Below are 25,863 nucleotides of genomic sequence, written 5' to 3' on the forward strand. Positions count from 1 at the left end.
CGCCCCGGACACGTCCCGCCGTTGATCAGGCAGAGGTCGACGTGCCGGCGCCGGGTGAGCAGCGGTGTGGTCATCCCGGTCATCGCAGGGCCCGCAGGGTCTCGTAGCCGGAGCGGCCGTCGCTCAGCCGCCAGGAGCGCATCCAGGCGTAGGTCTCGGTGAACCGGCGCTCGGTGAACGGCGCGATGTGCGTGTAGCGGTAGTAGTCCGGGCGCAGGTCGGCCGGGTCGAGCCGGTCCCCGGCCTCCGCGGCGATCGTCGGCGCCCAGCGGGCCCGGTCGGCGTTGATCAGGTCCACCGCCTTATCGACGGCGGTGCGGTAGGCCTCCTGCTGCGCCCCGCCGAGGTGCGGGGCGACGACCTGGGAGCCGCGGTAGGCGTAGGTGCCGAGGACGTGGGCGCCGTGCGTCAGCGCGACGCTGAGGAAGGGCTCCATCAGCATCGTCGCGCGGGACTCGCCGGCCAGCAGCAGGTCGAGCCGCGTCACGGGCGGACCGGTGTGCGCCAACGTGATCCGCTCGCGGGGGACGGTGCCCTCGAGCAGGTGCAGTGCGGTGTAGTGCGAGCCGGTGTACTCGTTGATCGAGACCGGCACGTCGGCCAGGTCGTGCGGCTCATTGAGGTCGTCGTCGAGGCTGACCAGCGCCTGCGCCACGACGGCCGCGCGCAGGTGCCCGATCCGGCCGCCGCGGGTGTCCCGCTCGAGCCGGTCGATGCCGCCCCACTCGCAGACGTTGTAGACGTCCGCCCGGGCGGCGGTGAACTGCGACTCCTTGTGCCGCGCCGCCGGGTTGGGCTCGGCGTCGGCGGAGCGGTCCGCGGCGACGGCGAAGCGCACCCAAAGCCCGACGGCCTCGAACAGCCCCTCCTGCACCGCGACGATCTCGGGGAGGTCGAAGACGACGTGGTTGGGCGACACGACGATCTCGTCGCGGTCCGTGGTCACGTGCGCTCGCCCCCTCTCCCGATCGGGTGAGCCGAGAGTAGGCACGCCCCGCCGCGATGGTCAACGCCCCTTTGCGGGATGCGGGACACACTCGCGCATCGTGAAATGTCCGGTCAAGAGCTGGCGCTCCGGACAAATGTCCGGTCAGAAATCGCCGAACGCCATCGAGATCGGCAGACCCTCCAGCGCATCCGCCGCGGACCGCACGACCGACCCCAGCTCGTCGAGCCGCCCGTCGGGCAACCGGCTGGCCGGACCCTGGATCTCGACCCCCATCCGGACGTGCTCGCTCGCCCCGACCACCGGTGCCGCGACCGCCCGCAACGCGGGGTCGTGCGGGTCGTCGAGCACCGCGTAGCCGCGGAACTGGGTGGCCAGCAGGTCGATCTCCGTCGCCCACGACTCGGGACTGCCGCTCCCCCTCCGCGTCAGGACCTCCGCGACCTGCCCCACCGGATCGGCGCCGAACGCCACGATCGCGCAGCCAATCGCGGACTCCAGCAGCGGCACGCGGGCACCGGGACGGCCGTTGTAGCGCAGCGCCTTCGTCGACGGCACGGACAGCAGCACCAGCACCTCGTCGCCGCGGCGCATGCCGATGCTCGCCGTCTCACCGGTGCGGTCGGCGAGCTCCTTGAGCACGTCGGCCGCCTCCGGGACACCCGAGGCGCCGAGGGCCTTGCGCGCCAGCCGCAGCAGCAGCGGGCCGGGGAGGAAGCGCTCGCTGCCCTGGTCGCGGCACAGCAGGTTGCCCGAGACGAGGGTGTGCGCCAGCCGGTGCACCGTGCTCACCGTCAACCCGGTGATCTTGGCGATCTCGGTGGTGGTGAGCCCGTGCGGGCTGTCGACGACCACGCCGAGCACCGAGGCCGCGCGGGCCACGGACTGGATCTCGGAGCCGCGCGCGGACGGGGCGGCGGCCGTCATGCCCGCACCGGGGGCGACGGGGGAACTGGCAGCACCGATCCACCGTAGCCGCGCCCCGGCCGGAAATCGGTGGCGGCGACACCGTGACCGCCCCACTCTCACCGACGATGACCGTCCTCTCCGCCGCCCAGGTCCGCGCCTTCGTCGACGACGGGTTCGTCCGGCTCGAGGAGGCCTTCCCCCGCGCGCTCGCCGACGAGTGCCGCACCCTGCTGTGGGAGCAGGTGCGCACCGAGACCGGCGCCGCGCCCGACGACCCCGCCACCTGGACCGTGCCCGTCCACCGCATCGGCGGCCGTGCCGATCCGCCCTTCCAACGGGCCGCGACCACCGGGCGGCTGCACGGGGCGCTGGACCAGCTCGTCGGGCGGGGGCGGTGGCGGCCGCGGCTCGGTCTCGGCACCTTCCCGATCCGGTTCCCGCACCCCGACGACCCGGGCGACGCCGGCTGGCACGTCGAGGGCAGCTTCGCCGGCCCCGACGGCGGGTTCCGGCTGAACCTGCGCTCGCGCGGCCGGGCGCTGCTGATGCTCTTCCTGTTCTCCGAGGTCGGCGAGGCGGACGCCCCCACGAAGGTGCGCATCGGGTCGCACCGGGAAGCGGCGCGACTGCTCGCCCGGCACGGCGACGCGGGCGCGGACTTCTTCGCCTTCGCCGGCGAGGCCGTCCCGGCCACCGAGGACCTGCCCGTCGCGCTCGCCACCGGCCTGCCCGGGGACGTCTACCTCGTCCACCCGTTCCTGGTGCACTCTGCGCAACCGCACCGCGGGACCCGGCCGCGGTTCATGGCCCAGCCGCCCCTCGACCCGACGGACCTGCTGGACCTGCAGGCGTCCGACCCGACGCCCGTGGAGGAGCCGGTGCTCGCGGCGCTGGCGGCCGCCGGGTGAGCCTCGACCTCCTCCGCGACCCCCGCCACCCGCGCTCCGCCGGCTACGACCCGGCCTGGCTGGTCGCCTGCGACCGTGGCGGCGGGGGTGCGGTGCGGTCGGCCAGGGCCCGGATCTCGCCGGCGACGCGCGGCCAGAGCTCCCGCGGCAGGTCGTGGCCGACGCCGGGCAGCAGCACGAGCCGGGCGCCCGGGATCGCGGCCGCCGTGGCCCGGGCCGCCGACGGGCGGACGACCGGGTCCTGCTCGCCGTGCAGGACCAGCGTGGGCGTGCGGACCTCGGCCAGCCGGCCGCCGCTCCACGGCGCGCCCGTCTGCCTGCCCTGGGCCCCGGCGTCGTGGATGCCGCGGGAGATCGCCAGCTCCCGACGCACGGCGGTGCGCGCGGTGGTCTCGTCGAAGGCGTACGCGGGTGAGGAGATCCGGCGGGCCAGCGCCACCCCCGCGGCGACGTGGCCCTCGTCGTCCTCCGGGGTGCCGAGCCGGGACGCCCAGAGCACGAAGCCGAGGCGGACGTGCCGCAGCTGCGCGAGCCCGCGCGCGTCGCTGGGCATGGCGCCGGAGACGGTGATGGTCCGGACCCGGTCCGGGTGGCGCAGCGCGATGCGTTGCGCGAGCAGGCCGCCCAGCGAGTGGCCGACCAGGTGCGCGGTGTCCCAGCCGATCGCGTCGAGCACCGCGACGGCGTCGTCCGCCATGTCCTCGGCCGTGTAGGCCACCGGCCGCCGCCGGAAGAGCCCGACGAACGGGTGCACCTGCTCGTGCTCGCTGAAGTGCGTGGACTCACCCGCGTCCCGCTGGTCGTAGGAGACGACGTGGAAGCCCGCTTCGACCAGGGCCGCCACGAACCCCTCCGGCCACCAGGCGCGGGAGGCGCCGAGGCCCATGACCAGCAGCAGCGGCTCGCCGCCGCGCCCGCCCAGGTCCTCGTAGGCGATCCTGACCTGGCCGTTGTGGGCGTACCGCGTGACCACCGTCGCCTCCTTCGCGATCGACGTTCGCAAACAACGGTAGCCGATCGCATACGTCGTTCGCAAAGTGCGGGGCGGAACGCTTCCGCCCGGGGCGGGTCGCTGCCACGATGGCCGCATGAGCGGGATCAGGAGGGTGGCGGGCGCCATCCTCGCCGTTGCCGACCAGGACCGGATGCTGGACTTCTTCGGGCGGCTCGGGTTCGAGACCGTGACCGACGCGGAGATGTGGCCGGGTGCGCGCTGGGTGGAGGTGCGGCCGCCGGGAGCGGAGACCTCGGTGGTGCTGAGCGCGGCGAAGGACTTCGGCCGCGACCCGGACCAGGGCTACCCGATGACCTTCGCGACCGACGACGTCGCCGCCTTCGCCGCCGAGGCCCGGGCCGCCGGCATCGAGGTGTCCGAGCCGACTACCGAGGGCTGGGGCACGTTCGTGAACGTCACCGACCCCGAGGGCCGGCAGCTGCTCGTGGCCGAGCGGACCTGACCGGCCCGGCTCAACCCGCCAGTCGCACCGCGGCGGTGGCGGTGCGCCACCGCTCGTCGAGCCGCGTGGAGTTCGCCGTGCCCGCGCGGTGGCAGTCCTCGATGGTGCCGATGAGCCGGTAGAGGGCCTCGGCAACGAAGCCGCCGGGCAGCGTGGCGACGGCCGTGCTCGCCTCGGAGATGGCCCGGGAGACCTGCGGCGACCGCGGCGCGTGCCGCAGCGCGGCGACCGCGAAGTAGACCGCGCGGAGGGCGCGGCGCAGCTCCCGGTCCGGCGCCGTCCCGCGCCGGTCGCGCTCCGCCCGGCCCTGCTGGTGGATCCGCCCGTCCATCCGCACACACCTCCTGCGTCGGTGTCCCGTCGATGCCCGTCAATACCGAGTTGACGTTCGTCAACCTATCATTGACGACCGAGGCGTCAAGCTAGCATTGACGCGTGTCGGCTGACGGTGGCCTCAAGCACGTGCAGAAGGCCCTCGACGCCCTCGCGGCCGCCGGGAGCCCCCTCGAGGCCCTGGCCGCGGCGAGGGACCTGCGCCGTGCCGCGGAGGAGGTCGAGCGCCGCCGCGCCGCCGAGGCCCGCGAGGCCGGCGCGAGCTGGTCGAAGATCGGCGCGCTCTACGGCACGACCAAGCAGAACGTCCAGCAGCGCTTCGGCGCCGCCCGGAAGCGGGCGGGGGACGAGCCGGCCTGATCCGCCGCTCACGCCCGCACGGCGAGGGCCGAGGCGAGGCGGTCGGGATCGGGCTGGGCAGGCCCGGGAACCCGTTCGTGGTGGGTGGCCTGCACCTCCCGGACCCGGGCGACGACGGCGGGGTCGGTGTAGACGTCCTCGGGGCGGGCGAGCATGCCCCGCACCGAGGTGGCGGCGCGGAAGAGGGTCGCGTCGACCAGGGCCGCGGCGGAGAGCTCGTCGAACCCCACCCGACCGGCCGACGGGGCCGGCGGCGGGGGCGCCGCCGGTGCGGCGGGTCGCCCCGCGAGCACGCCCCGCGAGTGCAGCACCCCGCGGACCCGGGCGAGCCGAGCGGCGTCCGTGCGTGCCTGGTCGACGTAGAACGGCTCGACGCCCTCGGTGATCGCCGCGTCGTGCGCCAGGGCGCGGGCGTGCGGGTCGCGGGGGTGCGCGGCGAGGACGTCGACGAGGTCGAGCGCGGTGCGGAGGGCCACGCCGAGCCCGCGGGCGAGTGTCGGGTTGGTGGTGCAGACCCCGTCGCCCACGGCGTGCAGCCCCAGGGCGACCGGGCCGTCGGCGTCGACCAGCCGGTGCAGGGTGTTGTGCAGGCCGCCCATCGGGAACACGTCGCTGATCGGTTCCAGCACCTCGAGCCAGCCCCGCAGGCCCGGCACGGTGTCGAAGACCGCGGTGAACACCTCGGCGTCCCGTAGGACGCGGAACCGGTGGTCCTCGGCCAGGGGGCACAGGCCCAGCACGACGGTCCCGTTGTCGGCGCCCCACATCCCGGCGACGAACTCGTCGAGCGGGAGGATCGTGCGGTTGTCCGCGCGCCCGGGCAGGCCGTCGGTGCTCCGCAGCCGGTAGTGCCGGCTGTAGTAGGCGAGGCCGCAGTCGGCCGTGACGACGGGCCGCGCCCGCGCGCCCGCGTCGGCCAGCCAGCCGTCGATCCGGGACCGCCGCCCCGACGCGTCGACCACGACGTCGGCGGCCACCTCGCCGTCGTCGAGACGGACGCCGGTGACCTCCGGCGGGGCGCCGCCCCGGGTACACAGCCCGCGGACGGTCGCGCCGGTGCGCAGCGTGATCCCGGGCTCCGCCCGCACGCGCGCGTCGAGGACCCGGTCCAGCGTCGACCGCCGGGTGAGCAGCATGGTGTAGCGGTCGTCGCCGGGCTCGGGGGAGAGGCCGCGGAGCGTGGGCGGGAGCTGGGCGTCGAGCCGGGACTCGACGGCGCCGTCGCCGACCAGCCCCTCGTGGACGTCCGGCAGGTGGTCGCGCAGCAGGAGCCGGTAGCGGGCGAGCAGCACGTGCGGCTGCACGATCTGCGGCGCGGTGCGCCGGAAGGCCCGGCCGGCGGCCTCCTCGACCGACCCGGCGGGCTCCAGCGCCTCGCGCTCCAGCACGGTGACCCGGTGTCCGGCGCGCGCGGCCAGCAGCGCGGCCATCAATCCGGCCGCACCCGCGCCCACGACCACGACCTGCATGCCGCCCCCCGGAGTCGTCCCCGCCTCAGTGGAGCAGCATCTTCAGCCCGATGACCAGCACCCCCAGCGCCGCGCTGCACAGGCCCCAGCAGACCGCCTGGGCCACGGAGGCCCCGGCCCGGCGGGCCGCCACGTGCCCGAAGCCGCCGAGCATGACCGTGGCCAGGCCGAGCGCGACGAACACCGCGAGCGGGAGGCGCCCGGTGAACAGCGCGAGGACGACCAGCAGCACGAGCGGCGTCAGCCCCGCCTCGACGACGGGGAGCCCGCGACGCAGGGCCGCCCGCACCCGCTCGGCCCGGCCGCCGGCGTGGACGGCGGCGGCGAGCACGTCCGCGTACCGCTCGGCGGCCCAGTACACGGCGACGGTCACCACCACGGTGAGGACGATCTCGCGGAGGTCCCCGTGCGCGCTGCCGACCGCGATCCCGGCCGCGCCGATGACGGTGCCGTAGATCGCCTGGGAGAGGTCCTCCTCGCTGTGCCACCGGTACCGGCTGAGCGGGGTGTGCCGGAACAGCCTGCGGGGCAGCCCGGGACGGGTCGACGCGGCGGGGGAGCCGCCCGTCGCCACCCCGTTGCCGTGACGGTCGGGTGTGCGGGCCACGGCCCGACGATGGACCTGCGGCGGCCGGGGGCCGTCACCCCGCACGGGTGAGACGGACCCGCCCACACCGCCGGGGTGAGGGGGCGCGCCGCCGGTCGCGCCATGCTGGGCGGCGTGCACGGGGAGTCGTCGCCGGTCCCGGGCCTGGCGATGCTGCGGTCCTACCGCCGGGCGTGGCTGCCCCGCGACCTCGTCGCCGGCCTGGTCCTGACGGCGCTGCTCGTGCCGCAGGGCATGGCCTACGCGGAGCTGGCGGGGCTGCCCGCGATCACCGGCCTGTACACGTCGATCCTCTGCCTGCTCGCCTACGCGGTCTTCGGCCCGTCGCGGATCCTCGTGCTCGGGCCGGACTCCTCGCTCGGCCCGATGATCGCGGCGACGGTCCTCCCGCTCGTCGCGGCGGACGGCGACCCGCAGCGCGCCGTCGTGCTGGCGTCGGCGCTCGCGCTGATGACCGGCGCGATCATGATGGTCGCCGGGCTGGGTGGTCTCGGGTTCGTCGCGGACCTGATCTCGAAGCCGACGATGATCGGCTACATGAACGGGCTGGCCCTGACGATCTTCGTCGGGCAGCTCCCGAAGCTCTGCGGGTTCTCGGTCGACGCCGAGGGCTTCGGTGGCGAGGTCGCCGGGTTCGTGCAGGGCGTGCTCGCCGGTGAGGTCGTGCCGGCGGCGCTGGCCGTCGGCCTCGGGGGCCTGATCCTCATCGGGGTGCTGCGGCGGGTGCTCCCACGGATCCCCGGGGTGCTCGTCGTGGTCGTGCTGTCGATGCTCGCGGCGGCCCTGTTCGGGCTGGACGAGCGGGGCGTCGTGCTCGTCGGCACGCTCCCGCAGGGCTTCCCGCCGCCCACCCTGCCGCTGATCGGGCTGTCGGACGTCCTCCCGCTGCTCGCCGGGGCGGCCGGCATCGCGCTCGTCTCGGTGACCGACACGATCTCGACCGCCTCGTCGTTCGCGGCGCGGGAGGGCCGGACGATCGACGGCAACCGGGAGATGGTGGGGATCGGCGTGGCGAACCTCGCGGCCGGCTTCTTCCAGGGATTCCCGGTCAGCACGAGCGGGTCCCGCACGGCCGTGGCGGTGCAGGTCGGGGCGCGCACGCAGGTGACGGGCCTGGTCGGGGCGGCCGCGATCACGCTGATCCTGCTGGTGGCCCCGGGCCTGCTGCGCACCCTGCCCCAGCCGACCCTCGCGGCGGTCGTGATCGCCGCGTCGGCCTCCCTCGCCGACGTCCGGGGGACGGCGCGGTTGTTCCGGGTGCGGCGGACGGAGTTCGCGCTGTCGGTCGCGGCCTTCCTCGGGGTGGTGCTGCTCGGCGTGCTGCCGGGGATCGCGGTGGCCGTCGCGCTCTCGATCGGCAACGTGTTCCGCCGCGCGTGGTGGCCGTACCAGACGGTGCTCGGCCGGGTGCCCGGCCTGCCGGGCTTCCACGACGTCCGCAGCTACCCCGAGGCCGAGCTGCTGCCGGGCTGCGTCCTCGTCCGGTTCGACGCACCGCTCTTCTTCGCGAACGCCCGCACCTTCCGCGAGCAGCTGGAACGGCGCAGCCGCAGCGACCCGGCGCCCCGCTGGATCGTCGTGGCCGCCGAGCCGATCACGGACGTCGACACGACGGCGGCGGACATGCTCCACGACCTGGACGTCGCCCTCAACGGCCGCGGCGTGCACCTCGTGTTCGCCGAGATGAAGGACCCCGTGCGCCGCAAGATCGACCGCTACGAGCTGACCGGGACCATCGACCCCGCGCACTTCTTCCCGACCCTCGACGCCGCCGTCGACGCCTTCCGGCGGGAGACCGGCGCGCGGTGGACCGCGCCGCGACCGGGGTGACGGTCAGGTCCGCCGGCCCCGCCGCTGCCGGTGGACGACGATCCACGCCGTCCCGGCCAGCGCCAGCCCGCCGAGGAACACCGCCGCCTCCGCGACGACCAGGCCGACCAGGATGCACAGCACGGCCAGCGTGACCAGCACCGGCAGGAGCCAGCGGCGCCTGCCGGCGGGCGGCCCGAGGCCGCGCCCGAGCCGTCTGTCCAGCTCCGGGTCCTCCGCACGGAGCTGGCGCTCGATCGCCGTGAGCAGGCGTTCCTCGTCGCCGCTCAGCACGGTGCACGCCCCGTGCCGGTCGTGGCCGTCCGTTCGTCCCCCGCAGGCACCGCGACCTCCCCCGCTCGCCGTGCGTCGGACGATGGGCGGCCGGCCGCCCCCGCGCCTCGCCCCGGCGGGGTGAAGGTCGGTCGGGTGGAGCGATCGGAGCAGCGGGGCGGGGCCGCGGAACGGGGCTTTCGTCACTTCCCAGCCCTGTGGTCCCGATGCGACCGTGCCGTGACCATGGCCCGCACCGAGTACTACCACCATCCGGACCCGCCGCGGCCCACCCTCGTCGCGCCGAGCGTCTTCGCCGTGGTGCGCGACGACGCCGACCGGGTCCTGCTCGTGCGGCGCGCCGACGACGGGTTCTGGGAGCTCCCCGGCGGCCGCGTCGAGATCGGCGAGTCGGCGGTCGACGCGGCCGAGCGGGAGGTGGCGGAGGAGAGCGGGGTCGCGATCAAGGTGCTGCGGGTGGCCGGGGTCTACAGCGACCCCGGCCACGTCGTCGTCGACGGCACCGGCGAGGTGCGCCAGCAGTTCGCGGTCTGCGTGCACGCCCGGCCGGAGTCCGGGGACCCACGGCCGGACGGCGAGGAGACGACCGAGGCGGACTGGGTCTCCGTCGACCGGCTCGACCGGCTGGCGATGCACCCGGCCATGCGCCAGCGGCTCCGGCACGCCGTCACCGAGCCCGGCCACGCGCACGTCGGGTGAGGGGCGCGCCGCCCGGGACCGGAGGCGTGGGGCCCTGTCGGAACGGCCACGTCGCCGGGAAGACTGTGGCGCGTGACGGGTGACCAGGCTCCCGCGGCCGAGCAGCTGCTGCGCGTGGAGTCGCGCCGGGCGGGGCCCGCAATGGTGGTGACGGTCGCGGGGGAGGTGGACATGTTCACCGCCCCGCGGGTGGAGGCGGCCGTCGGCCGGGCGCTCGCCGACCCCGCGGTGGACGTGATCGTGGTCGACATGACGGAGGTCGAGTTCCTCGACCAGGCCGGGCTGAGTGCGCTGGTCGCTGCGCACCGAGCGGCACAGCGGCAGGACGAGCCGCTGCGGGTGGTCGTCGACCACAACCGGCCCGTCGTCCGGCCGCTCGAGATCACCGGCCTGGAGCGCGTGCTGGCCCTGTACTACGACGTGGCCGAGGCGCTCGGCGAGCCGCACGGCAGCGGGAGCTGACCCGGCGGGACGCCGTGCGGCGGCCCGGCTGGTCCTGTGGGGGCGAGGCGCGTCACACTCTCGGGTAGTGCCAGCGCCTCGGGACCAGTCGAACCGTGCGGGCCCGCCTCCGGGCGCGGGCCCGGGTCGTGCCGCGCCCCGTGCCGCCGGGCATGGACACGCCTGGGAGATCCGCCTCCCCGCCGTGCTCGAGACGCTGGGCCTGGTGCGCACCGGGCTGCGCCGCCGCTTGGCGCAGCTCGGGTGGCCGGACGACGCGGCCCTCGACGTCCTCCTCGCCGTCAACGAGGCGGTGAGCAACGCCGTGGAGCACGCCTTCCCGCCCGGGGCCCCGGACGGGACGGTCGAGGTCGTCGCCGAGGTCGAGCCGGTCGACCGGCAGCGCCGCCTCCGGGTCCGGGTCCGCGACACCGGCCGCTGGCTCCCGCGGCCCGGCCCCGAGGAGGACGTCAACCGGCGCCGCGGGCTGCCGATGATGTCCGTGCTGATGGCGGAGGTCCTGATCCACCGCGGCGGCCCGGCGCCCGCCGACGGCACGGTGGTGACCCTGCTCAGCCCGCCCGTCCCCATCCTGTGAGTGGCGATGGTCGGCACAGCGACCATCGCCCGGTGATCGGGCGTTGCCGGGGGCGCATACGCCGTGTGCGCTGAGAGGGCCGGTCGAGGGCCTGGGACGCGCTCCGACGGGTGTGCGGCGTCCGCAGCGTGAACGCAGTCGCGGCGGCCTTCCAGATGCGGTGCACCGAGGGCCGCGTGCACCGCTGGGGCGTCCGAACGGACGGCGGCCCGCCGGTCGCCGCCCGCGACACCCGCGCGACCCCCGCCCGCGACCCCCGGCCGCGACCGCCGCCACCGACCGTTAGTCCGGGACCGCCTCGATCACCGACCGCCCCGGACCTGCGGGAACGATGGTTCCCACCCGGAAGCCGGCGCTCGCGAGCAGGTCGCGCCACTCCGGTTCGGTGCGCTCCCGGCCGCCCGCGGACACGAGCATCATCAGGTCGAGGAAGGCGGTCTGGGGGTCCTCGTTCGGCGGCCCGACGACCGCGTCGATCACGAGCAGCCGGGCGGTCGGGGCCGTCGCGGCGCGCACCCGGCGGAGGATCTGCGCGGCCGCGTCGTCGGGCCAGTCGTGCAGGACCCGCAGCATCACGTAGGCGTCGGCGCCCGTCGGCACCTCGTCGAAGAAGTCGCACTCGACCAGGCGGGCCCGGTCGGCCACGCCGGCGGCGGCGAGCTGACGCGCGGCGCGAGGCAGTACCTCGGGTTGTTCGGCGAGGATGCCGTGCAGGTGGGGGTGGGCGGCGAGGATCGCCGTCAGCATCGCGCCGGTCCCGCCGCCGATGTCGGCCACCACCGCGTACTTCCCGAAGTCGTGCGCGGCCAGGACGCCGGGGGCGTAGGACGTGGCCATGGTCCGCATGGCCGCGTCGAACAGCTCGCCCTGGGCGGGGTCCCGGCGGCGGTGCTCCCACACGTCCGTCCCCAGGGTGTGGACGAGGGCGTTGCCGCCGGTCCGGACGCTGTAGCCCAGCTCGCCCCACGCCCGCCACTGGTAGTCCGCGCAGAACATCCGCACGGCGGGATCGATCGACCAGGGATGGTCGCGGCGCAGCAGCCGGCCCATCGCGGTCAGCGAGAACCGCTGCTCGTCGTCCTCGTGGAACACGCCGATCGACGCCAGCGCCCGCAGGAGGCGGTACAGCGCGGGGGCGTCCGTGCCCGTGGCCGCCGCGAGGTCGACGACGGGGCGGGGCTCGGTGAGCAGGTCGGCGATCCCCAGCTCGGCCGCCACCGCCAGAGCCTGCGAGCGCTGGTAGCCGCGCGCGACCGCCATCAACGTCGCGTGGTGCCGGGCCGCCGTGCCGTCCATGGTCACCTCAGGGTCGGAAGGGAGGTTCTCCTCCCGATGCTCGCGCGACGGGCCCCGGCCGTATCACCGCCGGTAGGCCCGAAGGACCAGGCCGGCGACACCCTCGGCGATCTCGCGACGATCGGCGGCCGTGAGGGGGTCGACCCCGTACCGGGAGCGGTCGTTGCCCTCGAAGGTCCACAGCCCGACGACCTGCCGGGCGGCCAGCCGGGGGTCGGGCACGTCGAGCACGCCCTCGGCGGTCAGGGCCGTGAGCTCGGCCGCGAGCGCGTCGAGGAGTCGGCTCGGGCCGTCGGCGTTCCACAGGTCGCGCAGCTCCGGACGGGTCCCGAGCTCGCCGATCACCAGCCGGCGCAGGGCGGCGACCTGCGGGTCCTGGGTGCGGACCAGCATCCGTTCGACGAACCTCACGAGCGAGCCGTGCAGATCGGCCGGGTCGAGGATCGGGCCCGGGTCCGCGGGTGGGGCGGCGCTCTCCCGCACCGCGCCGACCACGGCCGCGAACAGGGACTCCTTGCCGCCGAAGTGGCCGTACACGGTCTGCTTGCTGACCCCGGCGCGCTCTGGGGCTCGCGCGCGGGAGGCCCGCGTCGCCTGCTGCGCTGGGTCGGCCGCAGGCCCGACGTCGAGGCGGGAGGGCGGGCGTTCGCCTATCGCGGCCCGATGCTGCCGCCCCTGATCGTCTTCACCGCACTCTCGGCGCTCGAGGTCGTGGCGGTGGACGTGATCGTGCCGTGGAGCCCCGCCTTCACCTTGCTCCGCGTGCTGCTGCTGGCCACCGGGGTGTGGGGCGTCCTCTTCGCGCTGGGGATCCTCGCCGGCGTCACCGTGCACCCGCACGTCGTGGGGCCCGCCGGACTGCGGGTCCGGGCGGGCCGGGCCGTCGACTCGACCGTGCCGTGGGTGGCCGTCGACCGGGTCCGGCAGGTCCGCCGGACCCGCGACGGCCGGACGGTGCAGGTCGACGACGGCGTCCTGCACCTCCCCGTCGGCAACCAGACGACCGTCGAGGTGCTCCTCCGCGAACCGGTCGTGGTCGACCTGCCGCGCCACAGGACCGTCACGCTCACCGCGGTCCACCTGCACGCCGACGATCCGGCCGGACTGGTCGGCGCGGTCCGGGCGGTGTGCCAGGAGCGGCGATGAAGGGCCCTACCGCGCAGGCGGCTCCCGGCCCACACTGCGAGGTGGGGCAGCGAGCGGGAGGAGCGGCGATGGCCGTCTGTCTGATCGAGCCCGGGGTCCGGCCCCTCCGCCGGACGCCCGAGCGGAGTGTTCTCGCGGTGGCCCGCGGGATCGTGGAGCGCGGGTGGTTGCAGCACGGCTGGTGCACGGACAACCGCCCGTCGAGGGTGGCGCGGCTGCTCGCCGGACCGCCGCGGCCGGACGAGGTGGAGCAGGCCTGCCTGGTGGCGGCGCTGACCGTCGCGGCCCACCGCGGGGGCCGGCTGGTCAACGTCGAGCGGGACGCGATGCCGTGGATCGCGCACGTCTGGCGATGCCTGCCGGGCGCGGCCGAGCGGCGGGCGCCGGCGCTGCGCGGACCGTGGGGCGCGGCCGTGATCCGCGACCTCACCGCGTGGAACGACGCGCCGGACCGCACCCGCGACGACGTCGTCGCCCTGCTCGAGCGGGCGGAGCGCCTCGCGCCGGTCGGCTGACGGGAGACCGGGGCGCGGGGGTCCCCTGACCCACCCTCCCCGGACGGGGCCGGCACTTGGTGGTGCGCAGTCGTGCGTGCGCGGATGACGTGTGCGTCGTGCTGGGCTGCACCGTGAGCGGGAGCCGAACCCCTGCGCTGCCCGTCGCGCGCCGTCATGAGCCGGACTTCACCCGCCGGCCCTCGGGCTCGTGCCCGCTCCCCGTCCGGGTACCCGCTCCCGGGCCCCGGTCCCTCCGGTCGTGTCGTCCGCACGGCAGCGTGCCGTCCCGATGATCATCGCGCCACCGGATTCAGCTCGCGAGCACCCGGCCGAAGGAGTCGAGGGCCTGCACGGCCGTCGCGTCGGCGGCGTCGACCACCCCGAGGAACGCCGCGTAGCCGTGGATGAGTCCGGGCCCGGGCACGTGCTCGACCGGCACGCCCGCGGCGGCGAGGTGCTCGACGTAGGCCGCGCCCTCGTCGCGGAGCGGGTCGAACTCCGCGGTCGCGACGACGGCGGGCGCCACCCCGCCCACCTCGGCCGCCAACAGGTTCACCTCGGGTACGCCGGTCCCGCCGCCCGGCACGTACTGCTCGAGGAACCAGACCATGTCGGCATGGGTGAGGAAGTAGCCCTCGCCGTTGTCGCGCACCGACGGCGAGGTCATCGCCGGGTCGGTGGCGGGGTAGAACAGCAGCTGGCCGGCCAGCGGGAGGCCCGCGTCGCGCGCCCGCAGCGCGAGGCCGGCGGCGAGCGAGGCGCCCGCGCTGTCCCCGGCGGCGCCGACCGGCCGGTCGGGGTGGCGGGCCAGCGTCCAGCGCAGCACGGTGAGGGCGTCGTCGAGCCCGGCGGGGAAGGGGTGCTCGGGCGCGAGCCGGTAGTCCACGGACACCACGACCGCACCGAGCGCGTTGGCGACGCGGCGGCACAGCGGGTCGTGGGTGTCCAGGTCGCCCATCACCCAGCCGCCGCCGTGCAGGTACACCACGGCGAGCCCGCGGTCCTGCGCCGGCGTGAAGACCCGCACCGGGACGCCGTCGGCCGTCGTGTCCTCCACCGCGGCGACCGGCTCCGGCACGAACCCCGGCCCGCGCCGGGCCAGTGCCAGCGTCCGGTACCGCTCGCGCACGGTGAGCGCGTCGCCGCCGGTCAGGCCGGTGAAGCCGGCCGCGGCGAGGGTGTCGAGGACGGTGCGGAACTGCGGGTCGAGCGGCACGGGCGGGCTCCCGGGTGATCGCGGTCGCGGGGGACTTCCCTGCCAGTGGATCACGACGGGCGCCGTCGTGCCGCCGCTCACGCCCAGCGGCTTCGACCGGCAGTTCCAGCTCGCCGCCGTGCTCGCCTTCGCGATCTTCACCTCGGCGCCGCGGTCGGGCACGTCGTGCAGATCGTGCCGCAGGGCAACCGGGAGGCGGGCAACGCCGGATTCATCCGCTGGTACGACGTCCTCGCCCCGCTGCTCGTGATCGCCCTCTACGCGGCCTCCTGACGCGGCGGGGGCCCTCCGGCTCTATCCGCGGCCGACGGCCCCGGGGACCGTCGCCCGGTCCGATCGAGGCACCGGGAGGGGCCATGGGCCAGATGTACCTGCAGAAGTTCGTCTACCGGGACGGCGTGACCAAGGCCGACATCGACGCCGCATGGGCCGAGGCTTTCCGGGCGATGGCCAGGACCGGAAACTACGGCAACGTGGACAAGGGTGTCGCGCACCAGAAGAGCCTCGGCACGGCATGGGGCGGCTACGTCCTCATCGAGGTCGACGACCCGGACTCCTTCGCCGCATACCAGGTCTTCCACATGCAGAACTACGCCCACGTCGTCCACATCACCTGGGAGCCGGTCTACGACATGGACCGTGCGTTCGCCGGAGCCGTTGCGGCCGCGCTCTGAGTGGGCGGCCTCGGGGAACCAGACAAACCCGGCGCTAGGATCTCGGCCGTGCGCGCACTCCCGAGGTCCCGCCGGCTCCTGACCGGCCTCGCCGCGGCCGTCCTCTCCCTCGGCCTGGCCGGGTGCGGGGGCGGGTCGTCGAGCACCCAGTGCGGGCTCGACGGCTGCACCGTCACCTTCCCGCGCAGCGGGAACGCGTCCGTCTCCGTCCTCGGGGTCGAGGCGCGGCTGGTCGGCGTGGAGAACGACGTGGCCGAGATCCAGGTCGCCGGGCAGCAGGTCCGGGTGCCGGTCGGCGGGCAGACCGAGGCCGGCGGCTTCACCGTCGGCGTCGAGCGGGTCACCGACGCCGAGGTCGTCGTGCGGGTCCGGCCCTAGGAGACCGAGGCATCGCCGGCGAACTTCGCGGCGTACTCCGGGGCGGGGTCGATCGGCGTGATCACGTCGACCAGCACCCCGTCCGGTCCGGCGACGATGAAGTGCCGCTGCCCGAAGGTCTCCGAGCGCAGCGGCAGCACCGGCGCGAGCCCGCCCTCGGTGACGAGGCGGGCGTACTCGGCGTCGACGTCGTCGACCTCGAGGTTGAGCAGCATCCCGCCGGCGGGTCGGCCGTGCCCGGCCGGGACGGTCGCGTGCGCCGGGTCGAGGATCGCGAGCTCCCACGCATCGCGCCGAAGGCTCACGTACCAGTCGGCCTCGAAGGTCGTCGTGAAGCCGAACCATTCGCGGTAGAAGCGCCCGGCGGCGGGCACGTCGGCGCTCATCAGGACCGGGTAGGTCGCGGCGGCGGCCGGGGTGACGCGCGGGGCGGTGTACCACCACTACCGCAGCAAGAAGGCCCTGTTCGAGGCCGTGCTGGGCGACGTGCAGCGGTCGGTGGCCGCGGCGATCGAGGAGGCCGCGAGGGGAGAGCCGTGGGAGCGGCTGGAGCGCGGCTGCCGCGCCTTCCTGGCGGCGAGCGTCGACCCGCGGGTGCGCCGGGTGCTGGTCGTCGACGCCCCCGCGGTCCTCGGCTGGGAGACGTGGCGCGAGCACGACGCCGCGCAGTCCGGTCGGCTGCTCGAGGAGGTTCTCGACACCCTCGCCGACTCGGGGGAGCTGCGTCCGGTGTCGCGGGCGGCGGCCGCGGCCCTGCTCAACGGCGCCATGAACGAGGCCGCGCTGTGGATCGCCGCCGCGGGAGACCCGGACGCGGCCCTGGAGGAGGCGTGGACCCCGCTCGTCCTCCTGCTCCGCTCCCTGCGCCGGGAACCGGTCGGCTCCTGACCGGCCGATGAGCCCGACCGCCCACGTGGTTCCGACGCTCGTCGGCGGCGGGCTACGGCTCTTCGACGGCGAGCTCCCGGCCTCGGACTGGTCCCTACGGCACCCAGGTCCACGCGCACGGTGCAGTCGCGCTGCACCACCGCCGCACCTGAGCGGACCCGTTCAGGGGATCGCGCCGCCCTCGCGGGCCCGCAGCACCGCCTCGTGCCGGGTGTGGGCGTCGAGCTTCGTCATGGCGCTGCGCAGGTAGCTCTTGACGGTCTCCGCGGACACCCCGAGCAGCGCGGCGGTCTCGCCGTTGCGCAGGCCGAGGGCGGTGTGGGCGAGGACGTCGATCTCGCGGGCGGACAGCGCCGGCGCAGCGGTCGCGGGTCGGCCCGGCGCGGCGATCTCGACGAGCCGGGCCTGCAGCCCGGTCAGCCGCCCGCGCAGCGCCGGTTCGTGCGTCGCGGCCCGCCGGAGCCGCGCGAACATCCGGCGCACCTCCTCGCGGTCGGTGGTTGACAGCGGCCCCTCAGGGCTCACCGCAACAGGCCGCGGGCTCGCGCCGCGCTGACCGCGGCGTGCCGGGTGCGCACCCCGAGCCGCCGCATGGCCCGCCGTAGCTGGGACTTCACGGCGTTCGTGGAGGTGCCGAGCAGGCCGGCGATGTCGGCGTTGCGGTAGCCCGCGGCGGCCAGGGCGAGGACGTCGAGCTCGCGTGGGGTGGGGTGGGCGTCGGCGAGCTCCGGCGGGCCGCCCCCGAGCCGGTCGCACCCCGCGATGATCTCGGCGCGCAACTGCGCGTCGCCGATCCGCCCGGCGAGCTCGCGCAGCTCGGCGACGACTGCCGAGAGCGACGACTCGCGGACCTGCGGACATGTCGGAGAGCCCATCCCCAGCCCCACCTCGTCGTGGTCCTGATCACGGTAGGACGCTCGCTGACGCAGTGTCAATCGACGAGACGGGGCGCCACCGAGTGTCACTTTCGGGGGTGCCGGACCGGAACTGATCGTTCGTACAGTTCGGTCCGGCGGCGACCGGAAGAGGACGGATGACCACTGCGGTGCAGGTCCAGGGGCAGGTCGAGGCGGGCTTCGAGGAGCTTCGGGACGAGTTCGCCCGCAACTTCACCGAGCGCGGCGACGTCGGGGCTGCGGTCGCGGTGTACGTCGACGGCGCGCCCGTGGTGGACCTGTGGGGCGGCCTCGCCGACCCCGCGACCGGGCGGCCGTGGGAGCGCGACACCGTCGGGCTCGTCTACTCCGCGACCAAGGGCGCGACCGCGATGGTGGTCAACCTCCTCGCCGAACGCGGCGAGCTGGACCTCGACGCCCCGGTCGCCCGGTACTGGCCGGAGTTCGGCGCCGCGGCCAAGGACGCCGTCACGGTCGCCCAGCTGCTGAGCCACCAGGCGGGCCTCCCGGTGCCGTCCGCGCCGCTCACCCGGGCCGAGCTGATCGCCGGCGCGCCGGTCGTCGAGGCCCTCGCCGGGCAGGAGCCGCTGTGGGCGCCCGGGACCGCGCACGGCTACCACGCCCTGACCTTCGGGTGGCTCACCGGCGAGCTCGTCCGCCGCGTCACCGGCCGGACGCTCGGCACGGTGTTCGCCGACGAGATCGCCCGGCCGCTCGGACTGCATTTCTGGGTCGGGCTGCCGGCCGAGCTGTCGGGCACGGTCGCCCCGCTGATCGACGGCGTGCCCGACCCGGCCGAGCTCGACCTGATCACCGACCTGGCGGCGAAGGAGCTGGTCCTGCGGGTCGTCGCGGCGATGAGCGACCCGTCGTCGTTGTTCGCCCGGGTGCTGTCCACCAACGGCGCGCTCCCGACCCCGCACGCGGCCACCTGGAACGACCCCGCGATCTACGGGATGGAGCAGCCGGCCGCCAACGGCGTCACCGACGCCCGCTCCCTCGCCCGGCTGTACGCGGCCTGCGTCGGCGAGGTCGACGGCGTGCGGATCCTGTCCGGGGCGGCGCTCGACCGGGCGCGCACGGAGCAGGTCCGCGGGCCGGACCTCGTGACCGTCGGCGAGAGCCGGTTCGGCGTCGGCTTCCAGCTCCCGACGCCGGCCTCGCCGTTGCTCGGCGAGGGCTCGTTCGGGCACCAGGGCGCCGGGGGCGCGCTGGGTTTCGGCGACGTGACCTCGCGCGTCGGCTTCGGCTACGTCCAGAACCAGCTCGGTGCGTCGCTGCTCGGCGAGCCCCGCACCGCGGCCCTGATCGCCGCCCTGCGGCGCGCCCTCGCCTGAACCCGAGCCTGAACGAACCCGACCCCCACCAGCACCGATAAGGAGGCACCGCTGTGCGTGTCGGAATGACGATGTTCTTCCAGAACTACGCGGACTGGGACCGCTACGAGGCGAAGGAGCGCGGCGAGGACGTCCCCGCCCTCGACCCCGCCACCGACGGCCGGCGGTACCGCGAGGAGCTGGACGCGGCCCTCGCCGCCGAGGACCAGGGCTGGGACTCGCTGTGGACGGTCGAGCACCACATCAGCCCGTACACGATGATCCCCAACCCGGTGCAGCTGCTGTCCTACATCGCCGGGGCGACCTCGCGGATCGACGTCGGGACGATGGTCGTCGTGCTGCCGTGGCACCACCCGCTGCGGGTCGCCGAGGACATCACGGTCCTGCAGTACCTGCTCGGCGAGGGCCGCACGCCCTACATCGGGTTCGGCCGCGGCGCGGCCCGGCGCGAGTTCGCCCAGCTCGGCCTGGAGATGGGGGAGTCGCGCGGCCGCTTCGACGAGGCGATCCAGGTCGTGAAGCTGGCGCTGACCGAGGAGTCCTTCAGCTTCCACGGCGAGCACTACACGTTCGACGACGTGACCATGCGCCCCCGCCCGCGCGACCCGCAGCAGCTGATCGACAACTTCCACTTCTCCTGGGGCAGTCCGTCGTCGGCCCCGATCGGCGCGCGCTTCGGCCTGAAGCCGCTGATCATCCCGCAGCGCCCGTGGGACGACTACCACGCCGAGCTCGCCGAGTTCGGGCGCGCCCGCGCCGCCGCCGGCTACGCCCCCGCCCGGCCGCGCATCCACATGAACGTGTTCTGCGGCGAGACCGAGCAGGAGGCCGAGGAGCACGCCCGCCGGTTCATCCCGGAGTACGCCGACAGCGCCCGGCGCAACTACGAGCTCGACAGCAACCACTTCGCCACGACCAAGGGCTACGAGCACTACGCCGCCCAGTCCGCCGCGCTCGAGCAGGTCGGCGACGCCGCCAAGGCGATGGGCGACGCCTACCTCGCCAACCACGTGTGGGGCACTCCCGACCAGTGCATCGAGAAGATGCGCCGGATCGCCGCCGCGTTCCGGCCCGAGGAGCTCATGCTGGTCATGCGCTACGGCGACATGCCCCGCGAGGTCGCGGAGAGGAACGTCGCGCTGTTCTCCCGCGAGGTGCTGCCGGCGGTGCAGGCCATCCCGCTCGAGGAACCGGTCACCTACGACGACGCTCTCACCGCCTGACGACGCCGGACCGGCCGCGCACGAGGGCGGGCCGGGTCCGTGCCACTAGGGTCGCCGACGACGGCGCGCGGGCACGTCGCGCCGTCGTCGGACTCCGTGGACGAGGACGGGACGATGAGCGCAGCCGCGGGCCGCAGCGGGGTCGCACCGGACGACCGGCGCCCGACGCTGCGCGAGGAGCAGCGCCTGCTCACCCGCAGCCGCCTGGTGGAGGCGGGCATCGCGCTGTTCGCCGAGAAGGGCTACGTCGCGACGACGGTCGAGGACATCGCCGCCTCGGCCCGCACCTCCCGCGCCACCTTCTACCTGCACTTCGAGAGCAAGCTCGCGCTGCTCGGCTTCGTCGGCGCGCAGCACGAGACCTGGGCGCCGGCCACGCTCAACCTCATGGACGGCGCCGGGCCGGTGCCGCGCGAGCGGGTCGAGGCGATGGTGCGCGAGGGCTTCCGGCACTGGCGCGAGCACGCCTCGCTGATCGGCGCGTTCCTGCAGGCCGAGGCCGTGGAGGTCGGGCTGCGCGAGCGGACCCTGCCGCACCTGCACGAGGTCGTCGAGCAGGCCTTCCCGCTCTACCTCGGCCAGTTCGCCGGTGCGGACCGCGACCTCGCCCGCACCGAGATGGTCATGCTCGTGCTGCTGACCTACCGCTACATGTTCTACGAGTTCACGAGCAGGCCCTTCCCCGACGACCTCGACCTGCAGGTCCGGGCGATGACGGACCTGGTCTGGCGGGTCGTCACCGCCCGCGCCGGATCGCTCGACGCATCGTGAACCCCGTGGCCCGGAACGCCGTCGTCTGGGACCGTACGGACGGGCGGTTCGGTGAAACGGACGGTGGACGATGGGGCACGTCACCTTCTGGAAGGCTCGCGCGCGCCTGATCGCGGCGACCGCGCTGCTCGTTCTCGTGGCGGCCTGCGGCCAGACCACGGTCGCGACCGGGTCGGGGAACGTGCGGACGGAAAACCGCCCGGTGCCGGGCTTCGACTCGGTGGAGTTCGCCTCCGCCGGGACCCTCACCATCGAGCAGACCGGCACCGGGTCGCTCGAGATCCGGGCGGACGACGGCATCCTGCCCTCGCTCACCAGCGAGGTGCAGGGCACCACGCTCAAGCTCGGCATCAAGGAGGGTACGATCCCGGCGAACGCCGACGTGATCAACTACCGGGTCACCGTCGAGCAGCTGACCGGCCTGACGGTGTCGGGTGCCGGTGCGGTCACAGTGACCGGGCTCGACGGGCCCGAGCTCGCGGTCACGCACGGCGGCGCCGCCCGGGTCGTCGTGTCCGGGCGGGTGACCCGCCAGGTGGTCGACCTGACCGGCATCGGCGAGTACGACGCCGCGAACCTCACCTCCGAGGAGGCCGAGGTGACGGTCGGCGGGGCGGGCTCGGCCGTGGTCGACGTGAGCCGCACCCTGCAGGCCCGGGTCACCGGCGTCGGCAGCATCCGGTACGAGGGCTCGCCGCAGGTGAACCAAGAGGTCACGGGCCTCGGCGAGGTCACGCGCCGGTAGCGACCGCTCGCGGATCGACCTCTGGCTCATTTCTGTGGTCTCCGTCACACTGCCGCCGGGCGGTGGGAAGGAGGGACGGCGATGACCACAACCGAGACCGAGAGTGGCACCTACGTGGTCGAGGGGCGCCTGCTGGAGGTCTGCACGTGCAAGGCGGTCTGCCCCTGCTGGGTGGGCCTCGATCCCGACGGCGGCATGTGCGACGGCTCGGTCGTCTGGTACGTGGACAGCGGCACCGTGCAGGGCGTCGACGTGTCCGACCGCGGCCTCGCCCTGCTCGCCTACATCCCCGGCAACGTGCTGGCCGGGAACTGGACCGCGATGGTCTACGTCGACGACCGGTGCTCCAAGGAGCAGGAGAAGGCGCTGCTCGACGTGTTCACCGGCGGGCTCGGCGGTCCGATCGCGGACCTCGCCGCGCTGGTCGGGGAGGTCGTGGGCGTGGAGCGGGCGCCCTTCTCCGCGACGGTGGAGGAGGGCAAGGGCACGCTCAAGATCGGCGACGTGGTGGAGGCGGAGTTCGAGCAGCTGGTGGGCGCGACCGGGAGGCCGACCACCCTGTCCGACTCGGTGTTCTCCACCATCCCGGGCTCGCCGGCGTATCCCGGCACGGCGTCGGTGTACCGGCGCAGCGGCAAGAAGCTCGGCCGCCCGGACATCGACATCTCCGGCTTCAACTCGGTGCAGGGCCACTTCCGGTTCACCGGCTGATGTCCCCGGTTGCGGTCCCGGCCCGGCTGCGCGACCCCGCGACCGGGCTGTGGGCCGCCGCGGGCGCGTGCTGGCTGCTCAGCGGCTGGCTCGTGCTCGCGGGTGGCCACCACCACGGTCCCGCGGTGCCCCGGCCGGGCGCGTTCCTCGTGGCCTGGCTGGTGATGGTCGGGGCGATGATGCTGCCGACGGTCGTGCCGCTGGTGCGGCTGTTCGCGCACGTCCGGGCGCGGGCGCCGCAGCCGGGCGGGGCGCTGCCGGCGCTGCTGGGCGGCTATCTCGCGGTGTGGACGGCCGTCGCGGGGCTCGCCTTCGCCGTGGCGCTGGGCGTGGCCGCGGCGACCGGCGCGGTCCCGTGGCTCGCCGCCCGGCCGGAGGTCCTGCTCGGCCTGGCGATCCTGCTCGCGGGCGGCTTCCAGTTCAGCCGGCTGAAGGAGGCGTGCCTGCGCGCCTGCCGCAGCCCGGCCACCGTGCTGCGCCGCGAGTACCGGCGCGGCCCGGCGGGGGCGGCGCGCCTCGGCCTGCGGCACGGGGTGTCCTGCGTGGGGTGCTGCTGGGCGTTGATGCTGGTCATGGTGGTGACCGGGGCGGCGAGCCTGCTGTGGATGCTCGGCCTCACCGCGCTGATGGTGCTGGAGAAGACGAGCCGGCACGGGCCCCGGCTGGTCCCGGTGATCGGGACCGGGCTGCTCGTCCTCGGTGGCGCGCTCCTGATCGCCGGGGTGGCGCGGCCGGCCTGACCGGCCCGTTCAGACGAGGTCGCTGCGGCTGAGCATCCCGACGAGGCGTCGGCCGCGGGTCACCGGCAGGACCCGGAAGCCCCGGTCGACCACCAGGTGCCGGGCCTCGGCCAGCGGCGTGTCCGGCCGGACGACGGTGGGGGAGCGGGTCATCGCGGCGCCGACGGTCCGCGGGGGCCCGCTGCGGCTGCCGTCGAGCGGGTCGCGCAGCAGGTCGGCCTCGCTCACCACGCCGACCAGCCCGCCGTCGTCCTCGACCACCGGCAACAGGCTGAACCGGCGGGTCAGGAGCAGCTCGACGGCCTGCGAGCAGGGTGTGGTCGGCCGGACGACGACCAGGTCGGTGCTGGTCATCACCTCACCGACCGTCCGGGCGTCCGGGCGGCGCTCCCGCGGCATCCGGGCCGGCACGGGATCCGGCAGCGTGGTCCGGCCGAACAGCCGCGACAGCAGCCCGGGCTGTTCCCGGGGGCCGCGGAGCAGGTCGCTGCGGGTGACAACCCCGACCAGGAGCCCGCGCTCCACGATCGGCATCACCCGCAGCTCGCCGTAGGTGCGCAGCCGGTGCGCGACGACGGCGGCGCTCGTCGCGGGCGACATCGTCAGCACGTCCGTGGTCATGATCGACCCGACGGTCGCGCCGGCGGACGCGCCGTCCTCCCGGTGGCGCAGGACGTCGACCAGGCTGACGATCCCGACCAGCCGGTCGACGCCCCGCACCACGGGCAGTGCGCTGAACCCCGCCCGCAGCATCCGCCGGGCCGCGAGGTCCACGGGATCGTCCGCCTGCACCGTGACGAGCCGCCGGGTCATGACATCGCGCACGCGGACGGGCATTCGTCCGACCCTAGTGGCGCGGCGTCCCCGGAACGCCCGGGTTCAGGGCGTGGGAAGGCCGACGAGCTCGCTCTGGTGGGCCGCGAACAACGCCAGGATCGCGTCGCGGTCGGGCGGCTCCTGGGCCATGAGCTCGTTCGCCTGCTCGACGAGCCGGATCGCTTCCGGCGTGGTGATCACCAGGAGCCGCGCGGGCTCGGGTGCGGGGTTGCCGAAGCCGTGCACCGCCCCGCGGCCGACGAAGGCGCACGACCCCGCCGGGCACTCCGTCGTGGTGCCGTCGACCGTGATGGCGATCGCCCCCTCGAGGACGTAGAAGGCCTCGTCGTAGACGCGGTGGAGGTGCGGCGGCGGGCCGTCGGCGTGCGGCGGCAGCGCGGACTCGAACACGGCGAAGTCCTCGCTCTGGCCGAACTCGACCTTGGTCGTCATCAAGGGGCCGAAGCGGCGGCCCGCGCCAGGGGGAAGCAGGGTGCTCGACATGTCTCCACCTGCCCGGAGTAGCTGGTGACCGTCCCGGAGACGGTACCGGCGGAAGGCCCGTTCCCGGCTACGCAGGTCTGCGTACGGACGGACCGTTGACGCCGGGCGAGGCCCGCAGGACCCTGGCCGTCCCGCTCGGCAGGCCGACCGCCCACACGACCGTTCCGCTGCGGGAGCGCGCCGTGGCCCAGTCGGAGATCGCCCGCGTGGGCCGGAGCGCTCAGCGCGGCGGGGCCACCAGCAGGCCCCACCGCGTGGCCAGCTGCGCGGCCTCGACCCGGTTGCGGCAGCCCGTCTTGGCCAGGATGTGCTCGACGTGCGTGGCGACCGTCCGGCCGCCGATGCCGTGGGCGGCGGCGATCTCGGTGTTGCTCAGGCCGCGGGCGACGCCGTCGAGGACGTGCAGTTCCCGTACGGTGAGCCCGGCCGGCGAGGGCGCCCCGCGGTGCAGGACGACCACGCCCGACGGGGAGGCGTACAGCTCGACGGCGACCACGGCGGCATCCCGGACGAGGTGCAGGACCGGGGCTGCGGGCGGGACGCCGGCGCGGAGCTGCGCCACCACGCCGGCCAGCGGCGACGGCGGCGCGACGAGGTCGGGGCGCGGCGCGGCCGAGAGCGGGGTGACGGTCCCGTCGGCACCCGCGACGAACCCGTCGACCTCCCCGCGCACCAGCCGTTCGGTGGGGGACCGGGGAGCGGCGACCGGGTCGAGCGCGGCGGCGAGGTCGGGGCCGAGCAGGTCGAGCAGGGCGACGGTGTCGTCGTCCGGATGGCGGGCGTCGAGCGTGCTCGCGTTCAGCATCCCGACGTACCGCCCGTCGGCCGCGAACAGGCAGTGGGTGACGCCGTCGCGAAAGCCGAGCGGCGTGATGATTCGCTCGAAGATCTCGCCGTGCCGACGGCGGGGCGCCAGGTCCCGGACCCGGACCGGAACGCGGCCGGACCGGACGGAGTCGAACAGTGGATCGGTGTGCATGCGCCCGTCGAGCAGGGCCGTGACCGCAGGCGGGTACGAGGTGGCGAGCGTGCGGTGCCGCGACGTCGCGGGGTCCCAGAGCGACAACGCCAGACAGTCCGCCGGCACCACCGGGCGCAGGGCCTCGAGCGCCGCGGACGCCGCGCCGGGGGTGCGGCTGCCGTTGCGCCGCAGGAAGGACCGCAGCTCACGGGCCGCGGTGAGGGCGGTCACGCG

35 protein-coding genes and 1 pseudogene are annotated in these 25,863 nt (G+C 75.2%); 20 read left to right on the top strand and 16 right to left on the bottom strand.

Going from position 1 to position 25,863, the window contains the following annotated elements; translation table 11 throughout:
• Positions 1-79: 79 nt before the first annotated feature.
• Positions 80-946 (bottom strand): nitrate ABC transporter substrate-binding protein, encoded by an 867-nt coding sequence (locus ACQP04_RS04150; protein ID WP_433505742.1) that lies wholly within the window; start codon positions 944-946, stop codon positions 80-82.
• 144 nt (positions 947-1,090) lie between these two features.
• Positions 1,091-1,873 (bottom strand): IclR family transcriptional regulator, encoded by a 783-nt coding sequence (locus tag ACQP04_RS04155; protein WP_433505743.1) that lies wholly within the window; start codon positions 1,871-1,873, stop codon positions 1,091-1,093.
• A 107-nt stretch (positions 1,874-1,980) separates the two neighbouring features.
• Here ACQP04_RS04155 and ACQP04_RS04160 point away from each other — a divergent pair, with 107 nt between their 5' ends.
• Positions 1,981-2,763, top strand: a complete 783-nt coding sequence (locus ACQP04_RS04160; RefSeq protein ID WP_433505744.1) for a phytanoyl-CoA dioxygenase family protein — start codon at positions 1,981-1,983, stop codon at positions 2,761-2,763.
• 43 nt (positions 2,764-2,806) lie between these two features.
• On the opposite strand, the gene ACQP04_RS04165 is transcribed toward ACQP04_RS04160, so the two are convergent.
• Positions 2,807-3,736, bottom strand: coding sequence for an alpha/beta fold hydrolase (locus tag ACQP04_RS04165; protein WP_433505745.1), 930 nt, complete (start codon positions 3,734-3,736; stop codon positions 2,807-2,809).
• A gap of 115 nt (positions 3,737-3,851) precedes the next feature.
• On the opposite strand from ACQP04_RS04165, the gene ACQP04_RS04170 reads away from it, so the two are divergent.
• The gene (locus ACQP04_RS04170; protein WP_433505746.1) at positions 3,852-4,220 is read left to right on the top strand and encodes a VOC family protein; all 369 of its coding nucleotides are present in this window, start codon (positions 3,852-3,854) and stop codon (positions 4,218-4,220) included.
• Positions 4,221-4,230: 10 nt separating this feature from the next.
• Here the strand turns inward: ACQP04_RS04170 and ACQP04_RS04175 are convergent, their stop codons facing one another.
• Positions 4,231-4,551, bottom strand: coding sequence for a hypothetical protein (locus tag ACQP04_RS04175; RefSeq protein WP_433505747.1), 321 nt, complete (start codon positions 4,549-4,551; stop codon positions 4,231-4,233).
• A 104-nt stretch (positions 4,552-4,655) separates the two neighbouring features.
• Here ACQP04_RS04175 and ACQP04_RS04180 point away from each other — a divergent pair, with 104 nt between their 5' ends.
• On the top strand, positions 4,656-4,913 hold the full coding sequence (locus ACQP04_RS04180) for a hypothetical protein (protein ID WP_433505748.1): 258 nt from the start codon (positions 4,656-4,658) through the stop codon (positions 4,911-4,913).
• An 8-nt stretch (positions 4,914-4,921) separates the two neighbouring features.
• Here ACQP04_RS04180 and ACQP04_RS04185 read toward each other — a convergent pair whose 3' ends face one another.
• Positions 4,922-6,382 carry an NAD(P)/FAD-dependent oxidoreductase gene (locus ACQP04_RS04185; protein WP_433505749.1) on the bottom strand — a complete coding sequence of 487 codons (1,461 nt, stop codon included), beginning with the start codon at positions 6,380-6,382 and terminating at the stop codon, positions 4,922-4,924.
• 25 nt (positions 6,383-6,407) lie between these two features.
• Positions 6,408-6,989 (bottom strand): hypothetical protein, encoded by a 582-nt coding sequence (locus tag ACQP04_RS04190; RefSeq protein WP_433505750.1) that lies wholly within the window; start codon positions 6,987-6,989, stop codon positions 6,408-6,410.
• A 75-nt stretch (positions 6,990-7,064) separates the two neighbouring features.
• Between ACQP04_RS04190 and ACQP04_RS04195 the strand changes: the two genes are divergently transcribed.
• Positions 7,065-8,819 (top strand): SulP family inorganic anion transporter, encoded by a 1,755-nt coding sequence (locus tag ACQP04_RS04195; RefSeq protein ID WP_433505751.1) that lies wholly within the window; start codon positions 7,065-7,067, stop codon positions 8,817-8,819.
• Positions 8,820-8,822: 3 nt separating this feature from the next.
• On the opposite strand, the gene ACQP04_RS04200 is transcribed toward ACQP04_RS04195, so the two are convergent.
• A complete protein-coding gene (locus tag ACQP04_RS04200) occupies positions 8,823-9,092 on the bottom strand; it encodes a DUF3040 domain-containing protein (protein ID WP_358200732.1) in 270 nt (89 codons plus the stop codon).
• Between the two features lie 225 nt (positions 9,093-9,317).
• Between ACQP04_RS04200 and ACQP04_RS04205 the strand changes: the two genes are divergently transcribed.
• The 3 genes from ACQP04_RS04205 to ACQP04_RS04215 all read left to right on the top strand — a co-directional run bounded on the left by ACQP04_RS04205 (position 9,318) and on the right by ACQP04_RS04215 (position 10,830).
• Complete coding sequence (locus ACQP04_RS04205) at positions 9,318-9,791, top strand: NUDIX domain-containing protein (protein WP_433505752.1); 474 nt, start codon at positions 9,318-9,320, stop codon at positions 9,789-9,791.
• A 72-nt stretch (positions 9,792-9,863) separates the two neighbouring features.
• Positions 9,864-10,253 carry an STAS domain-containing protein gene (locus ACQP04_RS04210; protein WP_433505753.1) on the top strand — a complete coding sequence of 130 codons (390 nt, stop codon included), beginning with the start codon at positions 9,864-9,866 and terminating at the stop codon, positions 10,251-10,253.
• A 184-nt stretch (positions 10,254-10,437) separates the two neighbouring features.
• Entirely contained in the window at positions 10,438-10,830 is a 393-nt protein-coding gene (locus ACQP04_RS04215; protein WP_433505754.1) for an ATP-binding protein, read from the top strand.
• A 282-nt stretch (positions 10,831-11,112) separates the two neighbouring features.
• Here ACQP04_RS04215 and ACQP04_RS04220 read toward each other — a convergent pair whose 3' ends face one another.
• Positions 11,113-12,126 (bottom strand): methyltransferase, encoded by a 1,014-nt coding sequence (locus ACQP04_RS04220; RefSeq protein ID WP_433505755.1) that lies wholly within the window; start codon positions 12,124-12,126, stop codon positions 11,113-11,115.
• A 63-nt stretch (positions 12,127-12,189) separates the two neighbouring features.
• On the bottom strand, positions 12,190-12,780 hold the full coding sequence (locus tag ACQP04_RS04225) for a TetR/AcrR family transcriptional regulator (protein WP_433508298.1): 591 nt from the start codon (positions 12,778-12,780) through the stop codon (positions 12,190-12,192).
• Between the two features lie 9 nt (positions 12,781-12,789).
• Here ACQP04_RS04225 and ACQP04_RS04230 point away from each other — a divergent pair, with 9 nt between their 5' ends.
• A complete protein-coding gene (locus tag ACQP04_RS04230) occupies positions 12,790-13,272 on the top strand; it encodes a hypothetical protein (protein ID WP_433508530.1) in 483 nt (160 codons plus the stop codon).
• A 68-nt stretch (positions 13,273-13,340) separates the two neighbouring features.
• Positions 13,341-13,787, top strand: a complete 447-nt coding sequence (locus tag ACQP04_RS04235) for a DUF6197 family protein (protein WP_433505756.1) — start codon at positions 13,341-13,343, stop codon at positions 13,785-13,787.
• Between the two features lie 292 nt (positions 13,788-14,079).
• On the opposite strand, the gene ACQP04_RS04240 is transcribed toward ACQP04_RS04235, so the two are convergent.
• Entirely contained in the window at positions 14,080-15,147 is a 1,068-nt protein-coding gene (locus ACQP04_RS04240) for an alpha/beta hydrolase (protein ID WP_433505757.1), read from the bottom strand.
• Positions 15,148-15,150: 3 nt separating this feature from the next.
• Between ACQP04_RS04240 and ACQP04_RS04245 the strand changes: the two genes are divergently transcribed.
• From ACQP04_RS04245 to ACQP04_RS04255, 3 genes are all read left to right on the top strand, one after another.
• On the top strand, positions 15,151-15,258 hold the full coding sequence (locus tag ACQP04_RS04245; protein WP_433505758.1) for a hypothetical protein: 108 nt from the start codon (positions 15,151-15,153) through the stop codon (positions 15,256-15,258).
• Between the two features lie 83 nt (positions 15,259-15,341).
• Positions 15,342-15,659, top strand: coding sequence for a hypothetical protein (locus ACQP04_RS04250; RefSeq protein ID WP_433505759.1), 318 nt, complete (start codon positions 15,342-15,344; stop codon positions 15,657-15,659).
• A 48-nt stretch (positions 15,660-15,707) separates the two neighbouring features.
• Positions 15,708-16,037, top strand: a complete 330-nt coding sequence (locus tag ACQP04_RS04255; protein ID WP_433505760.1) for a hypothetical protein — start codon at positions 15,708-15,710, stop codon at positions 16,035-16,037.
• Here ACQP04_RS04255 and ACQP04_RS04260 read toward each other — a convergent pair.
• Entirely contained in the window at positions 16,034-16,423 is a 390-nt protein-coding gene (locus ACQP04_RS04260; protein ID WP_433505761.1) for a VOC family protein, read from the bottom strand. The two genes, ACQP04_RS04255 and ACQP04_RS04260, sit on opposite strands and share 4 nt — an antisense overlap.
• 25 nt (positions 16,424-16,448) lie before the next feature.
• On the opposite strand from ACQP04_RS04260, the pseudogene ACQP04_RS04265 reads away from it, so the two are divergent.
• Together ACQP04_RS04265 and ACQP04_RS04270 are read left to right on the top strand one after the other, a co-directional pair.
• Positions 16,449-16,502: pseudogene (locus ACQP04_RS04265) on the top strand (TetR family transcriptional regulator); the annotation flags it as partial.
• Between the two features lie 33 nt (positions 16,503-16,535).
• Positions 16,536-16,925 carry a hypothetical protein gene (locus ACQP04_RS04270; RefSeq protein ID WP_433508299.1) on the top strand — a complete coding sequence of 130 codons (390 nt, stop codon included), beginning with the start codon at positions 16,536-16,538 and terminating at the stop codon, positions 16,923-16,925.
• A 162-nt stretch (positions 16,926-17,087) separates the two neighbouring features.
• On the opposite strand, the gene ACQP04_RS04275 is transcribed toward ACQP04_RS04270, so the two are convergent.
• Both ACQP04_RS04275 and ACQP04_RS04280 read right to left on the bottom strand, forming a co-directional pair.
• Positions 17,088-17,399, bottom strand: coding sequence for a response regulator transcription factor (locus tag ACQP04_RS04275; protein ID WP_433505762.1), 312 nt, complete (start codon positions 17,397-17,399; stop codon positions 17,088-17,090).
• 47 nt (positions 17,400-17,446) lie between these two features.
• Positions 17,447-17,800, bottom strand: a complete 354-nt coding sequence (locus ACQP04_RS04280; protein WP_433505763.1) for a response regulator transcription factor — start codon at positions 17,798-17,800, stop codon at positions 17,447-17,449.
• A gap of 158 nt (positions 17,801-17,958) precedes the next feature.
• Between ACQP04_RS04280 and ACQP04_RS04285 the strand changes: the two genes are divergently transcribed.
• The 6 genes from ACQP04_RS04285 to ACQP04_RS04310 all read left to right on the top strand — a co-directional run bounded on the left by ACQP04_RS04285 (position 17,959) and on the right by ACQP04_RS04310 (position 23,348).
• Positions 17,959-19,158, top strand: a complete 1,200-nt coding sequence (locus ACQP04_RS04285; RefSeq protein ID WP_433505764.1) for a serine hydrolase domain-containing protein — start codon at positions 17,959-17,961, stop codon at positions 19,156-19,158.
• A 53-nt stretch (positions 19,159-19,211) separates the two neighbouring features.
• Positions 19,212-20,381, top strand: coding sequence for an LLM class flavin-dependent oxidoreductase (locus tag ACQP04_RS04290; protein WP_433505765.1), 1,170 nt, complete (start codon positions 19,212-19,214; stop codon positions 20,379-20,381).
• A 114-nt stretch (positions 20,382-20,495) separates the two neighbouring features.
• Entirely contained in the window at positions 20,496-21,152 is a 657-nt protein-coding gene (locus tag ACQP04_RS04295) for a TetR/AcrR family transcriptional regulator (protein WP_433505766.1), read from the top strand.
• 70 nt (positions 21,153-21,222) lie between these two features.
• Positions 21,223-21,897, top strand: a complete 675-nt coding sequence (locus tag ACQP04_RS04300) for a GIN domain-containing protein (protein WP_433505767.1) — start codon at positions 21,223-21,225, stop codon at positions 21,895-21,897.
• Positions 21,898-21,978: 81 nt separating this feature from the next.
• Positions 21,979-22,608, top strand: coding sequence for a DUF1326 domain-containing protein (locus ACQP04_RS04305; RefSeq protein WP_433505768.1), 630 nt, complete (start codon positions 21,979-21,981; stop codon positions 22,606-22,608).
• A complete protein-coding gene (locus tag ACQP04_RS04310; protein WP_433505769.1) occupies positions 22,608-23,348 on the top strand; it encodes a DUF2182 domain-containing protein in 741 nt (246 codons plus the stop codon). The genes ACQP04_RS04305 and ACQP04_RS04310 overlap by 1 nt, the downstream gene beginning before the upstream one ends.
• Before the next feature lie 9 nt (positions 23,349-23,357).
• On the opposite strand, the gene ACQP04_RS04315 is transcribed toward ACQP04_RS04310, so the two are convergent.
• The 3 genes from ACQP04_RS04315 to ACQP04_RS04325 form a co-directional block, all read right to left on the bottom strand.
• Complete coding sequence (locus ACQP04_RS04315; RefSeq protein ID WP_433505770.1) at positions 23,358-24,185, bottom strand: CBS domain-containing protein; 828 nt, start codon at positions 24,183-24,185, stop codon at positions 23,358-23,360.
• A 42-nt stretch (positions 24,186-24,227) separates the two neighbouring features.
• Complete coding sequence (locus ACQP04_RS04320; RefSeq protein WP_433505771.1) at positions 24,228-24,668, bottom strand: cupin domain-containing protein; 441 nt, start codon at positions 24,666-24,668, stop codon at positions 24,228-24,230.
• 220 nt (positions 24,669-24,888) lie between these two features.
• Positions 24,889-25,860: a response regulator transcription factor gene (locus ACQP04_RS04325; protein WP_433505772.1), complete on the bottom strand. Its 972-nt coding sequence runs from the start codon at positions 25,858-25,860 to the stop codon at positions 24,889-24,891.
• Positions 25,861-25,863: the final 3 nt, after the last annotated feature.

The sequence above is a fragment of the Pseudonocardia halophobica genome (assembly GCF_050948485.1).
GTDB lineage: Bacteria > Actinomycetota > Actinomycetes > Mycobacteriales > Pseudonocardiaceae > Pseudonocardia > Pseudonocardia halophobica.